The sequence below is a fragment of the Marinomonas ushuaiensis DSM 15871 genome (assembly GCF_000521805.1).
GTDB classification, from domain to species: Bacteria; Pseudomonadota; Gammaproteobacteria; order Pseudomonadales; family Marinomonadaceae; genus Marinomonas; species Marinomonas ushuaiensis.
This window is the reverse complement of the sequence record NZ_JAMB01000003.1, coordinates 190064-205061: the sequence shown is the minus strand read 5'-3', so window position 1 is coordinate 205061 and position 14998 is coordinate 190064. Positions and strand designations below refer to the sequence as shown.

The 14998-nt window shown below is 39.3% G+C and carries 13 protein-coding genes and 1 other RNA gene; 9 read left to right on the top strand and 5 right to left on the bottom strand.

The features are described from left to right. Positions 1-129: 129 nt before the first annotated feature. The gene (hisI, locus tag MUS1_RS05645) at positions 130-543 is read right to left on the bottom strand and encodes a phosphoribosyl-AMP cyclohydrolase (RefSeq protein ID WP_036160011.1); all 414 of its coding nucleotides are present in this window, start codon (positions 541-543) and stop codon (positions 130-132) included. A 312-nt stretch (positions 544-855) separates the two neighbouring features. Between hisI and ffs the strand changes: the two genes are divergently transcribed. Beyond that, an RNA gene (gene ffs / locus MUS1_RS15860) (signal recognition particle sRNA small type) lies at positions 856-952 on the top strand. Positions 953-1123: 171 nt separating this feature from the next. Here ffs and MUS1_RS05640 read toward each other — a convergent pair. Beyond that, a complete protein-coding gene (locus tag MUS1_RS05640; protein ID WP_036160009.1) occupies positions 1124-1495 on the bottom strand; it encodes a methionine-R-sulfoxide reductase in 372 nt (123 codons plus the stop codon). 264 nt (positions 1496-1759) lie between these two features. On the opposite strand from MUS1_RS05640, the gene MUS1_RS05635 reads away from it, so the two are divergent. Both MUS1_RS05635 and MUS1_RS05630 read left to right on the top strand, forming a co-directional pair. Continuing rightward, positions 1760-2107: a copper resistance CopC family protein gene (locus MUS1_RS05635; protein ID WP_036160007.1), complete on the top strand. Its 348-nt coding sequence runs from the start codon at positions 1760-1762 to the stop codon at positions 2105-2107. A 67-nt stretch (positions 2108-2174) separates the two neighbouring features. Next, positions 2175-3068 carry a copper resistance D family protein gene (locus MUS1_RS05630; protein WP_036160006.1) on the top strand — a complete coding sequence of 298 codons (894 nt, stop codon included), beginning with the start codon at positions 2175-2177 and terminating at the stop codon, positions 3066-3068. Between the two features lie 58 nt (positions 3069-3126). On the opposite strand, the gene MUS1_RS05625 is transcribed toward MUS1_RS05630, so the two are convergent. Further along, positions 3127-3528, bottom strand: a complete 402-nt coding sequence (locus MUS1_RS05625; RefSeq protein ID WP_036160004.1) for a GFA family protein — start codon at positions 3526-3528, stop codon at positions 3127-3129. A gap of 251 nt (positions 3529-3779) precedes the next feature. Between MUS1_RS05625 and MUS1_RS05620 the strand changes: the two genes are divergently transcribed. The 3 genes from MUS1_RS05620 (at position 3780) to MUS1_RS05610 (ending at position 9697) form a co-directional block, all read left to right on the top strand. Beyond that, positions 3780-4028, top strand: coding sequence for a hypothetical protein (locus MUS1_RS05620; protein WP_036160002.1), 249 nt, complete (start codon positions 3780-3782; stop codon positions 4026-4028). A gap of 132 nt (positions 4029-4160) precedes the next feature. Then, positions 4161-8783 (top strand): PAS domain S-box protein, encoded by a 4623-nt coding sequence (locus MUS1_RS05615; protein ID WP_036160000.1) that lies wholly within the window; start codon positions 4161-4163, stop codon positions 8781-8783. After that, a complete protein-coding gene (locus MUS1_RS05610; RefSeq protein WP_036159998.1) occupies positions 8780-9697 on the top strand; it encodes a GGDEF domain-containing response regulator in 918 nt (305 codons plus the stop codon). Before MUS1_RS05615 ends, MUS1_RS05610 begins: the two co-directional genes overlap by 4 nt. Positions 9698-9807: 110 nt before the next feature. On the opposite strand, the gene leuA is transcribed toward MUS1_RS05610, so the two are convergent. Then, entirely contained in the window at positions 9808-11478 is a 1671-nt protein-coding gene (gene leuA, locus MUS1_RS05605) for a 2-isopropylmalate synthase (protein ID WP_036159996.1), read from the bottom strand. A gap of 208 nt (positions 11479-11686) precedes the next feature. On the opposite strand from leuA, the gene MUS1_RS05600 reads away from it, so the two are divergent. Together MUS1_RS05600 and ribA are read left to right on the top strand one after the other, a co-directional pair. Beyond that, complete coding sequence (locus tag MUS1_RS05600; protein WP_036159994.1) at positions 11687-12166, top strand: Lrp/AsnC family transcriptional regulator; 480 nt, start codon at positions 11687-11689, stop codon at positions 12164-12166. Positions 12167-12256: 90 nt separating this feature from the next. After that, the gene (gene ribA / locus MUS1_RS05595; RefSeq protein WP_036159992.1) at positions 12257-12877 is read left to right on the top strand and encodes a GTP cyclohydrolase II; all 621 of its coding nucleotides are present in this window, start codon (positions 12257-12259) and stop codon (positions 12875-12877) included. A 93-nt stretch (positions 12878-12970) separates the two neighbouring features. On the opposite strand, the gene MUS1_RS05590 is transcribed toward ribA, so the two are convergent. Beyond that, the gene (locus MUS1_RS05590; protein WP_051436129.1) at positions 12971-14221 is read right to left on the bottom strand and encodes a DEAD/DEAH box helicase; all 1251 of its coding nucleotides are present in this window, start codon (positions 14219-14221) and stop codon (positions 12971-12973) included. 208 nt (positions 14222-14429) lie between these two features. Between MUS1_RS05590 and MUS1_RS05585 the strand changes: the two genes are divergently transcribed. Next, the gene (locus tag MUS1_RS05585) at positions 14430-14990 is read left to right on the top strand and encodes a DUF1415 domain-containing protein (RefSeq protein ID WP_036159990.1); all 561 of its coding nucleotides are present in this window, start codon (positions 14430-14432) and stop codon (positions 14988-14990) included. Positions 14991-14998 lie beyond the last annotated feature (8 nt).

Genomic DNA, 14998 nt, shown 5'->3' with positions numbered 1-14998 from the left:
AAATATTTATAACTGTAGTTGCAGTGCAAAAAATAGTGCGATAGATGTGTAATGTTAGCGTAAAAGGGTACGTTTTCCTACTTATCGCGCACTGTTTTTGTGCGCGAAAAGTGTGTGTTTTCTGTTTTATTACTTTTCGATAGAAGGCTCTGAGCTGATCACAACATCGTCACCATCTACAGCGAAGAAGAAGCAGTCGCGACGATTGGTGTGGCAAGCAGGGCCTTTCTGATCGACTTTTAAAAGAATGCAATCACCATCACAATCAAACGACATTGATACTAATGATTGTCTGTGACCAGAACTTTCGCCTTTACGCCAATAAGTTTGACGGGAACGAGACCAATAGCAAACTTGTCCTGTTTCTAAAGATTCACGAATGGATTTTTCATTCATGTAAGCAAGCATTAAAACTTCGCCGGTATCATGTTGTTGAGCAATCGCTGCAATCAAACCTGAATCGTCTGTTTTCAAATTAGCTAAAATTGTGTCTAGTGCGATACGATCGCCCTTAGCAAGATTCTCGTATTCTTTTAAACTCATGTTGATACCTTCTTTTTTAATCGCGACTTTAGTCGTATTTCAATTGATAGTTGTACTTAAAAGTCGTAGGAATTGAACGTTTTAATTGTGACTATGTTACTGCAAGTAGAGTGTATCTTGCCAATGCTATGTATTTATTTCTAAAGTCAGATTTATGATGAAGGTGCGCAAATTGTTAAAAACTATTTGGAGGGAAGGGGGTGAATAAGGAAAAAACTAAGTATTTGAAAAACGTAAGAAAAGCTTGTTGATATTTCAATTCTCCTGCGTATAATTGCGCTCCAAGGTCACAGGCCTCCTTTATGGTGTCTCTGCTGGTCCCCTCGCAATGATAAATCGTTAATCTGGTCAGATCCGGAAGGAAGCAGCCACAGCGATGGATTCGTGTGCCGAGGTGCGGCTGGTAGAGATGCCACCTTAATTCCCCTCTTGTAAATAATTAAAATTCCATCTTCACCCAAAAAGAGTCACACCAAAAAATTAAGCTATAACCATGTCCTCTTTTGACACGCATTAACTTACTTATCCTGTATTAGAATAAGAATAGTAGAACAAGTACGTTAAATGGTTATTTCGATTTCTAAGCATCATTTCTTATGAATTTCATTGAGATCGAATTAACACAGTGGCGAATATTATTTTCTGTTAGCCTTTCCCCTTCGAAAACATGTCCAAGATGGCCTTCGCATTTAGCACAAACAATCTCTATACGGCGACCATCAGCGTCAGGAACGCGCTTTACTGCACCTTCTATTTCATCATCAAAGCTTGGCCAGCCACAATGCGAGACGAATTTATGTTCAGAAGTATAGAGTGACGCATCACACTGGCGACAAACATATAATCCACCTTCCATTGTGTCTGTAAGTTTACCTGTAAATGGACGTTCTGTGCCTTTGTTAAGAATGACATCAGCTTCAATTGGGGTTAGGTCGTTGTATGGTTTGCTCATATAAACTTATCTCTCTCGTCGCTTATGTTTGTTATTAAAGGGAATTATGACATGTCTTATCTGTGGATACTAAGGCAATAAAATGAACAAAAGGTTCTGTTGCTTTTTAGTGATTTTTTGTGATTTTTTGTGATCTCCATCATCAAAAGGTAAAATGCTTCTCGTTTATTAAGCTACCTAACTGAAAAGGCAGATTTCTTTTTAAGTAAACAATAGGGAGCGATAACACAACCTCGTATTTTATATTAGATAAAGGATGCTCTTATGACACTGTTTAAATGCGCGCTTTTGGCTTCATCTTTGATTTTCTCTGTCAATGCTGTTGCACATGGAAATATAAAAGAAACCTACCCAAGGGATGGTGATATGTTGATGTCACAAGCAGAGCGAGTGGAACTTCACTTTGAAGCCCCTATGAAGGTGATAAGCTTAAAAGTAGAGAACTATGCAGGAAAAGAAATAGACGTTAAATTTGACCGTAACGCGCCAGATGCAAAAGTTTTTAAAGCCATGTTGCCGAAATTAAGAGCAGATAATTACTTTGTCAAATGGCGTGCTATGGGCAAAGATGGCCATACCGTTAAAGGAAAATACGGTTTTATGCAGCACTAATTGATTTATTTGGTGTGTTAGAAGATAGGCCGTCTAGATAGGCCTATCTTAATTATAAGGAAGTATTATGGCGTTAACGGGTTGGGAAGTCGCGCAACTGCTGGCACGGTGGTTAATGTATTTTGGTGTTTTAAGTGTTGTTGGCGGTTTATTTTCCTTCTATTTATTACGGCATCAATCCAGATTACTAGATCAAATCAAATGGTATGTATTGGTTGGTGCGTTTGTTGGTGGTTTGTCATCAGCTGCATATTTCTTCGTTCTTGTTGGTACAACAATGGAAGACGGCCTATTGGCTATGTTTGACCCTGAAATGGTTTCCATTTATTGGGGCTCTCCTGCAGGAAGTGTTCTTTTTGTTAATTTGATAGGCTATATGTCAGTTTTGATTGCTTTGTTATTACTTGGCAAAAAACGAAAAGACACGCTATGGCCATTTTCCGATTTTTCGTTATCTATTTTCGTAGTGGCTGTCGTTTTTCTGATGTATGCGTTTTCACTTGCAGGGCATTCAGTAGAACAGACTTGGTACTATCAGCTTATTTTTTTCACCCATGTTCTTATCTCTGCTTGGTGGTTGGGTTTATTGTTCCCTTTGTGGTTAGCGACTAAGAATATGACAGTAAAGGATTCAAGCAATGTATTGGATCACTTTAGTCGATTGGCGACTTATGCGGTGTTTTTATTAATACTTTGTGGTGCATGGTTGAGTTATGTATTAACCGGCTGGCAAGGTTGGTTTTCGTCAGATTATGTTTTCTGGTTACTCATTAAGCTGGCTTTAGTTTTTGTTATTCTAGCTATTGCGGCCTATCATAAATGGCACCTTGTGCCGCTAGTATTAAAAAGTAATAGTGCGGAAAAGATCCAAAAATCTATTTTAATTGAAAAGTGCGTTGGTGTTTCTATCCTCATGGTTACCGCTTTATTTACTACGTTTGTTGGTCCACCGGTGCACTAAAAAACAGCCAGTAATGTCTTGACTAGATTACTGACTGCCTTGTTTTTGCTTTGTTCTATTAAGCGGTAGGAAATTCTTCATGCTGTGGAAGGTCATCACAGATGTTGTGCCATTCCGCTTTTGAGCCGACAAAGATATGAAATGCTGGTGTTTTGTCTAGTTTGGTGTCGAGTGTGCCAATTCTTAAACGAAGTATATCTGGCATGCTAGGTCGGCGACTATAAAGCGGCGAAGCACAGCGTTGGCAGAATACACGAAAGACACCCGGTGTTGATTGGTATTCGGTTATCAGTTCTTCACCTTTTAATAAACTAAATGCCTTTGTTGGAACGCCTGCATTGGCAGCAAAAGCCGCTCCGTTCGCTTTGCGACAATTCTGACAATGGCATTGCATAATATTGCCCAGTTCACTTTGTATTTCGTACTGAACGCCACCGCACAAACAGCTGCCTGATAACATAACTCACTCCTAATGTTGATTATTTTTATTGATCTTATATTTAGACCATAAACGCATAGTCGTATAAATGTACCAGAGATATGAGTAAAAAAGTGAAGGATGAGGCGGTGCCTTGGTCATTTTTATTATTCGTTGTGTCGTTTGGGTGTAAAAATATGAAGTTGACCGTTCTTTGGGTTTGATTTTGTGTTGGCCTATGGTCTAATTTTTCTAAATATCTCATTGTTTAAAATACTATTTAGGAAAGCCTTATGTCGTTCAAATTATCCTTGTCAGTTGTTTTTTTTACTAGTCTTACTGCATTAACCTCTACCAATGCTTTTGCTATTGACGATTACTGTACACCTAAGTTGAATTCGTATATTGAGAAGGCAGAAAAAACGGTTGATTCTAAGTACATCAGTTCTAGTCAGAAAGAAATGGCTCAAAAGGTTATTGATAAGGTGAAGGCAAGTCGTAATGAAACAAACGATTGTATTCTTATGGATGAGTTATTTTGATAAATATCCGTGTTTTATAACGTAAATTTTTACTTTTCTGTTATGTTTTATACTATGCCTTAGTAGATTAAAGTCTCTGAAATAGAGGTTTTTCTACAGCATTTTCAAAAAACCAATAAGAAGAGTAAACAAATGAAAGGTTTAGATGCATCTTTAGAGGTTGCACGATCTCTTTTAGGAATGCCTTGTGTCGGTTTGATTTTTAAGGACGAAACGGTTGTTCTTTCTGGTGAAATCGATGGCATTTCATCAGAAGAGTTATCTGATGCATTTTTACGGTTGCATTTATTACCGGCTGCACGATATTTTAATACTGAAGTCCCTTCTTTAGAACCACTTTTTCTATCAGGAAAACCTGCATTAACAAGCTGTATTATTGAGCCTTTACCTAATGTTGAGGCTTGTTTGGTTTTTGTGAGTAACCACACTTATCAATTAGATCATATAGAACTAGAAAAGCACCTTTCTTCTCTGGTTGATATGTTCTCTGCATTACTTTCTCCTGCGGCTGATCTCTTAACATGTTTGCATGCACCTGAGACTTCAGTAAAAGGTCTGCAAATACACACATCTAAAGCCTTGTCAGAAAGCATCGATGAATTAAGTCAAGTTAGCCATACAGATCTTCTGAGATTAAACAATAATATTCCGATTTATATCGCATTAGTGAGTCAAGATCTTCGTTATGAATTTATAAACGAGGCTTATGCCCAACGTTTTTCATTGTCAAAAAAAGACATTATTGGAAAATATGTAAAAGATGTCATACCTGCAGAAATTTGTGAGACGACTAAAAGACATGTCGAAAAGGCTTTGTCAGGTGTTACGGCTAATTTTCAATACGTCTTAGAGCAAGGTTCTAAAGGTGAATTGCAATTTATTGATGCTTTATATGTTCCACGAGTGGTGGATGGGGAAATAACTGGGCTGTATTTGTACATGCAGGATGTTACTTCTCAGCAACGTACTTTGACTACCCTGAAACGATTGCATGAAGTTACCGCTAATCTTGATTTAGGGTTAGATGAAAAGCTAGAAAATATTTTACAGATTGGAGTGGAGCAGTTTTCCTTGCCTATTGGTTTAATTAGTCGAATTGAAGGCGAAGACTACCATATTGAATACAGTTATGTGCTTGATGGCGAGAATCTTTCAGGAGCAAAGTTTGATTTAGGTAGTACCTATTGTAGCCATACGCTCAAGAGTGATTTACCGACATCTTATTCTCATACTGCGATCAGCGATATTAAAGAGCACCCTTGTTACAAAGCATTTGGTTTGGAAGCTTATATTGGCATTGTCATTTATGTTAGTGGAAAGCGTTGGGGAACATTGAATTTTTCTAGCCCCAACCCCAAAAATCAGGCGTTTGGTGATGATGACTACGAAATAATGAAACTGCTTTCTCAATGGGTTGGTAATGAAATCACTCAATACCAAGATGAAACAAACCTCAAGGTTGCAGCAAAGCAACAGCATCTGATTTTGGAAGCGGTACATGAAGGCATATTGAGGGTTGATGTGAGTGGCAATATTACTTTTGCCAATTCGGCCGCTTCTCATATTCTAGAGTATTCTGTAGAGGAGTTGCTTGGTTATAACTTCGTTGAGCTGGTTTCTCACCAGGATAAAGAAGGTCAGATATTTTCATTAGAGTTGAACCCAATACAAAAAAGTTTATTAGATGGTGAAGATTATTGGGCTCGAGGTGAACGCTTTTGTAGAAAAAGCGGCGTTGCTTTTGTCTGCGAATATGCTTGCGTCGTAATGCATTCAGAAGTCGGTATTGTGGAAGGCGTCGTTATCTCATTTCAAGATAAAACTGAGCAAATTCAAGCTGAAAATGCCTTAATCGAACAAAAAGCTTTGTTTGAGTTATTGTTTATTAATGCGCCTGAAGCCATTGTCTTAGTTGGCATTAACCGCGATATTAAAATGGTAAACCCTGCTTTTACTAAATTGTTTGGTTATCAATTAAACGAAGTTGTAGGCAAAACAACTCAAATGCTTTATGCAGAAGAGAGTGATTTTGTTGAAAAAGGAGCAGCCTACAACGGTACGACTAAAGATATCTTAAATCGTTACAGAGTGAGTTATAAAAATAGCCAAGGCAAAATTTTTCACTCTGAAACGATTGGTAATATGATCAAAACACCTAACGGAGGCTTCGGAGGGTATATTGGACATGTGCGTGATGTGAGTGAGCGATTGATTGCTGAGCAAAAAATGATAGATACCAACCTTCGTTTATCCATTGCAACGGATTCGGCAGGTATTGGTGTCTGGGAGTTAGATATAAAGGAAAATGCTCTCCATTGGGATGATTGGATGTACCGGCTATATGGGTTCACAAAAGAAGAGCGCAGTGCCCCTTATCAAGTTTGGAAAGATTGTGTTTTCAAGGAAGATCAAGAGCGAATAGAAGGTATTCTGACAAGTGTCAGGAACGGTAGAATGCCAATTAAGAATAAAGAGAATACATATCATACGACCTACGAATTAGATGTCGATTTTAGAATTATACGAAAAGATGGGCAAACACGTTATTTAAAATCTAATGCAACGATTGTTTTTGACGAAGAAGGGCGTCCTTCCCGGCTGATAGGCGTCAATATGGATGTTACTTCGCGTAAAGAAACAGAGGGAGTATTGCGCGCGGCTAGTGAGCAAGCCCTCGCGGCCAGCAAGTCAAAAAGTGATTTCTTAGCCACAATGAGTCATGAGATTAGAACGCCGTTAAACGGTGTTCTTGGAATGGCAGAACTGCTATCTGGAACAAATTTAGATCACGAGCAAAAACAACAGCTGCATGTATTAACTGAATCCGGTGAAGGGCTTTTAGAGCTAATTAATGGCATTTTGGACTTTTCTAAAATAGAGGCTGGTCATCTTTCCATAGAACGAGAAGACTTTAATTTAGAAAAGACTCTTTATGATGTTACTCGTATCTTAGTATTGAAGGCAGAAGAAAAAGGTGTTGATTTATTGATCGAGTATGATGAGAGTTGTCCTCGTTTTCTTGTCGGTGATGCTTTTCGTATCAAGCAAATCTTAACGAACTTAATTAGCAATGCCATTAAGTTTACTCACTTTGGTCATGTTCTAATCTCTATAAAAGGCTCTGTAGATAAAAAAGGGATTGTATCAATTGTTATGGATGTATCAGACACAGGTGTCGGTATTGCTAAGGATGTTCAGCCTTATTTATTCAGTGCATTTGTTCAAGCTGATAGCTCTACCACTCGCAAGTTTGGTGGTACAGGTTTAGGCTTGGCGATTACAAAAGAATTAATTGGGTTGATGCACGGTGACATTTCATTAACTAGTGAGCTTGGTGTAGGTTCTTCATTTTCAGTGTCGCTTAATTTCCCAGAAAGTCATGCAATGCCTTATATAGAAGGAATTGTAGATGAAGGTGTGTTGACTGGAAAAAAAGTGCTGGTTATTGATGATAACGAAACCAATCTGCTTATTTTAAGAAATCAACTGAAGTCCTGTGACATAGATGCGGATGTAGAGATTAGTTCAGTTGATGCATTGTCTTGTATTAAAAATGCTTGGGAAGCAGGTAGTCCTTACCAAATTATTGTGGTGGATTATATGATGCCGGAATTAGATGGTTTAATGCTATCCAGTTTAATTAGAGAAATGAGTGGTTCAATAAATGAGCCAATCATCGTTATGACATCGTCTGCAGGCTTGTTACCTAGAAAGGAGCTATCAGAAGCAGGAATTAATGTGTGCATTGCTAAACCTATGTTTGGCATAACACTTAAAAAAGCTTTAGTGTCAGCTATGACTTCTCATTTACTAGGACATCAAGTTACCTACTCAGAATCGAACTCAATAGAAAATGAAATCGAGGACAGTCGTTATATTCAACATGATGGTGAAAAAAGAGGTTTAATATTAGTTGTTGATGATATGGAAACTAACATAGCCGTTGCTTGTGGGATTTTAGCTCGAATGGGTTTTGACGTTATCGAAGCTGAAAACGGTGCTGTTGGCGTAGAAATGTGGGAGACACATCAACCCGACCTTATTTTTATGGACTTGCATATGCCAGTAATGGATGGTTTTGTTGCGATGCGACGTATTAGACAGTCTGAGAAAAGTGATCCAAACAAGCGAGTTCCAATATTAGCTTTGACTGCGGATATTATGAAAGAAACCTTAACCGAAGTATTTCGAGCTGGTGGTGATGGCTTAATACCAAAACCTTTTAAGCAGCAAGAGTTCAGAAAAACATTGGAAGAATGGCTACCTAATAAGCATCTAATGATAGATAAAAAAGAAGCGAAAATGACGACAATAAAGCCAATTGTATTTGAGCCAGAGCCAGAACCAGAACCAGAGCCAGAACTTTCAAATTTGAAGGTTTCATCTGTTTTTGATGTTCAATCTGACATTGTTGTTGATGTATCTGTTCTTGATGAGTTAAAAGTCGTTTTAGGTGAAGACTTTCGTTTGTTGCTAGCGGCTTTCTTTGAAGATGCCGATACTATTATCTCGACTTTCGAAGCGATGCTAAGTTCACCTGATGAGCCAGATAATAATAGTGTTTCAAGGCTGTCACACAGTTTGAAATCGATCAGTCAAAGTGTGGGGGCGATGACTTTATCTTTGATGGCTACTGAGCTTGAATTAGAAAGTCGTCAGGGACATGTTCCTAAATTAGATGAGAAAATACCGGAGCTAGCAGCGATGTATTATGATGTAAAAAATGATCTTAAAAAAATAGTGGCTGAATTATGAAAGTCTTGATTGTAGATGATACAAATACAGATCGCTTATTATTAAAGCTTCATCTTACTAAGCTCGGTTATAAGGTGATAGAGGCAAATAACGGACAGGAAGCCATAGATCAATTTATGCGTCATTCTCAAGATTTAGATTTAGTCTTGATGGATGTGCAAATGCCACAGATGGACGGTTTTGAAGCAGTTAAGGCGATTAGAAAAGCACAAGCAGATCAAAAACAAGAATGGATCCCCGTTATTTTTCTAAGTGCTAGTGCGGAAGAAGACGATGTAGAAGATGGAATTATGGCTGGTGGTGATGATTATTTAATTAAGCCGATTAGCCAGAAAGTGTTATCTGCAAAAATGTTGGCAATGCAGCGTATTGCCGACATGAGGCGTCGTTTGGTTGAGTCTAACAAAGTATTAGAAGAATTAGCTTCTACCGATCATTTAACCGGTGTTGCTAACCGTCGCGCTTTCGAGGTGATGCTAGAAAGAGAAATGACATTAACTCGTCGATACGGTAAGCACATCGCATGCGCCATTTTTGATTTAGATAAATTCAAAAACGTGAACGATACCTTTGGTCATGATGGCGGCGACGCCGTTTTGGTCGATGTTGCCAATCGAATTAAATCCATTTTAAGGGAGGGTGATATCATTGGGCGTTTGGGCGGAGAGGAGTTTGGTATCATAGTAGCTAACATTCTTGATGAAGAAGTAATGGCTATTTTTGAGCGTTATCGAAGTGTTATCAATAGTCATCCCGTTGTGCATGAAGGTCGAGAAATCCCTATAACAACAAGTATTGGTGTTGCTCTATTTACAGGCAATAAAGAGAATAAAGAAACACTATTAAAGCGTGCAGATGACGCCTTATATGAAGCCAAAGCAACAGGCCGTAATAAGGTAATTTATCGTTCTTGATTCTTTTTTTAAGAAACGCTTCAGAATACCAAGTACCCATTATTAAACGACAAATTAAAAAGCCGAGAATCATAGATTCTCGGCTTTTTGCTACTTTTCAATTTCCACGGCTAGCTCTGTGTGATTTTTTGGTTAACCGTTGCTAATAAAGCTTGAATTGAAGCTGAAACAATATCGTTATCAATCGCCACACCGTTGAATCGATCACCATTGATATTGGCTTGAACATAAGCAATAGCCTGTGAGTCACTACCAACCGTTAATGCGTGTTCTTGATATTGGATAATATCGATGCGCATATCAAAATGTTTGCCTAATGCTTCACTAAACGCTGACAAAGCACCGTTGCCGTTACCTGTAATACTAACCTTGTCGTTGTTGCTTATAAGCTGAGCATTCACAGTATCAACATCGTCTTTGGTTAGGTCGTACTTACCTAATTTGAACGGGATTGCACCAGTCATGAAGCTTTCTTCAAACAATTTTTTCATGGATTCAGCGTCAACCACACCGCCGTCTTGTTCGGCATATTGCTGAACCATTGGGCTGAATTCAACTTGCAACCAGCGAGGCAAGGCTAAACCGTATTCTTGCTCAAGAGTATAAGCGACACCGCCTTTACCGGATTGGCTGTTTACACGAATAACTTCTTGGTAACTACGGCCAACATCACGAGGGTCGATTGGTAAGTAAGCCACATCCCAAGGTTTGTCGTCTGTTTGGTTTGCCAAACATTTCTTAATGGCGTCTTGGTGAGAGCCAGAGAAAGCCGTGAAGACCAATTCACCTGCGTATGGGTGGCGAGGGTGAACTTGTAGCAAGGTGCAAGCTTGAACAACACTGATAATACGATCCATGTCGCCTAATGCTAATTTTGGATCAATACCTTGGCTGTACATATTCATAGCCATAGTCACTACGTCCATGTTACCGGTGCGTTCGCCATTACCAAGCAATGTACCTTCAATACGATCAGCGCCAGCCATCAAGCCAAGCTCTGCTGCTGCAACACCACAACCACGGTCATTGTGTGTGTGTAAGCTGATGATCATGCTGTCACGCTGTTTTACGTTACGACAGAAGTATTCAATTTGGTCAGCAAAGCGATTAGGTGTTGCGACCTCAACCGTTGCCGGTAGATTAATGATGATCTTATTTTCTGGGGTTGGTTGCCAAACGTCAGCGACAGCATCCACGACGTCAACCGCGTAATCGATCTCCGTGCCAGTAAAACTTTCAGGTGAATATTGGAAAACCCATTCTGTTTCAGGGTGTTTCGCGGCGTGTTCTTTAACACACTGAGCGCCTTTTACTGCGATGTCTTTGATGCCGTCTTTGTCTAAGCGAAAAACTTGCTCACGTTGTGTTTTAGACGTTGAATTGTAAACATGGACGATGGCTTTTTTAGCCCCTTTCAATGATTCATAAGTTCGAGCGATCAATTCTGGACGAGCCTGAGTCAATACTTGGATATAAACATCGTCTGGTACTTGCTCTTCTTCAATCAACCAACGTACAAAGTCAAAATCTAGTTGAGAAGCCGCAGGAAATCCGACTTCAATTTCTTTAAAGCCAACATCAACAAGTAGGGCGAAGAATTGTTTCTTTTGTTCCACTGTCATAGGTTCAACCAAAGCTTGGTTGCCATCACGCAGATCCACACTAGACCAGATTGGTGCAGTCGTGATTTCTTGGTCTGGCCAAGTTCGATTTTTAATATCGACAGATTTAAATGGCGTATATTTCTTATGATTAAAGGCAGTTTGGTCAAAAGATGTCATGATCTTTCCCTTTTTAGTGTGAGAGCGGATAAGCTCTAATTTTTAATATTGATGCACTTATCATCAGGGGTTAGAAGTAAGTGCTTTGCTGTGTCTCTATCATAACGAATTTTTTTGAGTAAAAGATTGCGTTTTTTATGAAAAAACCATTTTGTATGGCATTATATTGCGTATTAGCAAGATATTTTAGTAATTAAAGGCTGTAGGTATGAGTTTTGACAAGATTGATCTAAATATATTGCGAGAGTTACAGCAAGATTCTAGCTTAACGAATCAGGAGTTAGCTGATCGGGTTGGTCTTTCCGCATCGCCTTGTTTGCGAAGAGTGAAGGTGTTGGAGGAAAGTGGAGTGATTGATCGTAAAGTAACGATTTTAAAACGCTCTAGTTTAGGTTTAAAGCTAACGGCATTTCTTCAAATTAGTATGGATAGGCATACGCCTGATCGGTTTAGTGTTTTTGAAGACGAAGTGAATGAGTTTCCAGAAGTCAGAAACTGCAATTTGGTGACAGGTCAAAATTGTGACTATTTATTAGAAGTTGTGGTGGAGGATATGGAAACTTACCATGATTTTCTATTAGGAAAACTGACTCGTATCCCTGGTGTAACCGGTGTGCAATCCAGTTTTTTATTGCGAAGTGTCAAAGAAAGTACAGCTTTGCCGTTAAAGCATTTACTTAATAAATAACGTTACTATATAACAAGCTATTGAATTATTATTTTATGACCTAATTAATGACCGATAGCTTAAGTAAAGATCCCTAAGAAAGAGAGATATATGAGTAATTTAACAGTAAAGCGTCGAGTAATGATTCCCATGAGAGCGGGCGACGTAATGGCTGAGTTTATTTCCTTCGATGGCGATGACTCGGGCAAAGAACATATTGGTATTTCTTTTGAGGGAAAAAAAGAGTCTAACGATCAACTTGTTCCATTGGTTCGATTGCATTCAGAGTGTTTGACGGGTGACGTATTTGGCTCTGGCCGTTGTGATTGTGGTGAGCAATTAGATGAAGCCATCGACCGTATTAATGAAGAGGGTGGCTACATTCTGTATTTGCGTCAAGAAGGTCGTGGAATAGGCTTGTATGCAAAACTAGATGCTTACGCTTTGCAAGATCAAGGCTATGACACTTATCAAGCGAATGAAATGCTTCATTTACCAGAAGATGACCGAGATTTTGGAATCGCTGCCGATATGTTAAAAGCCTTAGGCGTGACCCGTATTCGACTGCTTACCAACAATCCCGATAAAGCAAAACAGCTTGAAGAGCATGGCATTAATATTGACAAAATCGTACCGACGAAAGTGCATGTTCATAAATACAATCGGCAATATTTAGAAACCAAGGCGAAACGTAAGTTTCATACCTTGACGTTTGATTTAGTAAAAGACTAGATGTTTGGTTAGATTGTAAAAAAGGCGCTTTAACTCACTTAATAAGGTGAGGTAAAGCGCCTTTTTTGATTGTGTTGAAGCTAAGTGCTGCGGTTATTTTTTTGCCGCTGCTTTTTTCGCTTTAACTGCGCCTGCGATGGCTTTTTTATCTATTGGTTTTCTCTTTTTGGTTTTCTTTGCGCTTGGTGAGCGCGCTTTGGTTTTTGCTTCTAACCCTTCAATCCGACCAAATTTGATATTGGCTTGCATGAATCGTTGGATTTTCTCGATCATAGGAAGATCATTAACATCGATTAGCGAAATGCAATCACCTGGAGCACCTTCACGAGACGCACGACCTGCACGGTGAATGTAAGAATCGGCTTTACGAGGAAGGCGTAAGTTAATGACGGTGTTGATTTCTGGTAAATCGATGCCACGAGAGGCAACATCGGTTGCGACCAATACTTGCAAGCGTCCACGCTTCATTTGTTTCATGTGTTCGCTTCGGTCGCCTTGTTTCATTTCGCCATGCAAGCCATCACACATTAAATTCATATTGCGAACACGTTGCACCCAAATGTCTACATGCTCACGGTTAGAGACGAATAACACCGCTTGTTGAACACGTTCTTGGGTTAGTAGGTGTTTCAATACAGCTTCTTTGTGTTCTTCACTGTCTACACGATAGGCGATTTGTCGAATTTGGCTTGGGACAGTACGAGAAGATTCACCAAGGCGAATCTGTTGAGTGTCACTGTTTAGCAGGGCGCTGGCAAAGCGGCCCATTTTTTCGCCTTCTAACGTAGCGGAAAACATAAGCGTTTGATGTTCTTTTGGTAATTCATTCGCTAAGAGGTTGATGGCGTTTACGAATCCCATATCCAACATACGATCAGCTTCATCAATGACAAAGTAGGAAACATCCGTTAAATCCAACCATTGCTTTTGATCCAATTCAACTAGTCGGCCGGGTGTTGCCACTAGAATGTCGCAGTTTTCACTGAGTTGCTGTTGTTGCATGCCGTAAGGCGTGCCACCAATAATTAATTGCGATTCGATGCGAGTATGTTTTGTTAGTTGTTCAACCACATTAAAAATTTGACGAGCCAGTTCTCGGCTAGGTGCTAAAATAAGTACTTTCGGAGCCGTTGTGGATTGCTCGTCACGGTCTAGAATATGTTGAATTGCCGGTGCGCAAAAGGCGATGGTTTTGCCTGTGCCCGTTGGCGCCGTTGCGAGAAGGTCTGAACCATCTAAAGCGATTGGAATGGCTTGTTCTTGGATTTCTGTTGCAGTTTCAAAACCAAGGTCACTAATGGCTTGTTCTATGGTGAAATCCAGATCTAAATCGGCAAATGACATGTAAACTCTCTGTAGCGGGATAAATGACGCAATTAATTAATGATTAACTCTAAATTAATTGTCTAGCCACTGTAATGGACTGTATTAGACGCATGATACCTTGTTTTCAGAGGTTTCGAAATCTAAACATCAGATGATGATGGGATAAGTTAGACCCTGTGTTCGCTTTGCTCTAAAATAGCTGAAAATATTGATAAGAAGACTTGTTATGTTGTTATCGGATGAATTGGTGACTGCCCAGACAATGAAGTGGGTAAAAGACTTTATTGTGGGTTTCAATGTTTGCCCTTTTGCCAAGCGTGAAGTGGAAAAAGAGAGTGTTCGCGTCATGGTGTTGCGCTCTAAAAAAATAGATGTCGCGTTAGAAGAATTAATGGCGGAAGTTCAATGGTTGGATGAACAATCCGAGACGGAAACTACATTACTTGTTTTTCCCACCTTGTTTAATGATTTTCATCGTTATTTGGATTTTGTTGAGATGGCAGAAGATCTAATGTTCGAACAAGAATGTGAAGGTGTCTATCAATTGGCAACCTTCCACCCTGATTATTGTTTTTCAGGTACGGAGCCCGATGATGTATCGAATTACACAAATCGATCACCTTACCCAATGTTGCATTTGTTAAGAGAGGCCAGTGTAGAAAAGGCCATTGAATTTTATGGTGATACATCAGACATACCGAATGAAAATATTGAAAAAATGGAAACACTTGGAAGAGCGAAATTAGACGATGTGTTTGCTACCTGTATGAAAGCAGATAACGACTAATTAGCTAT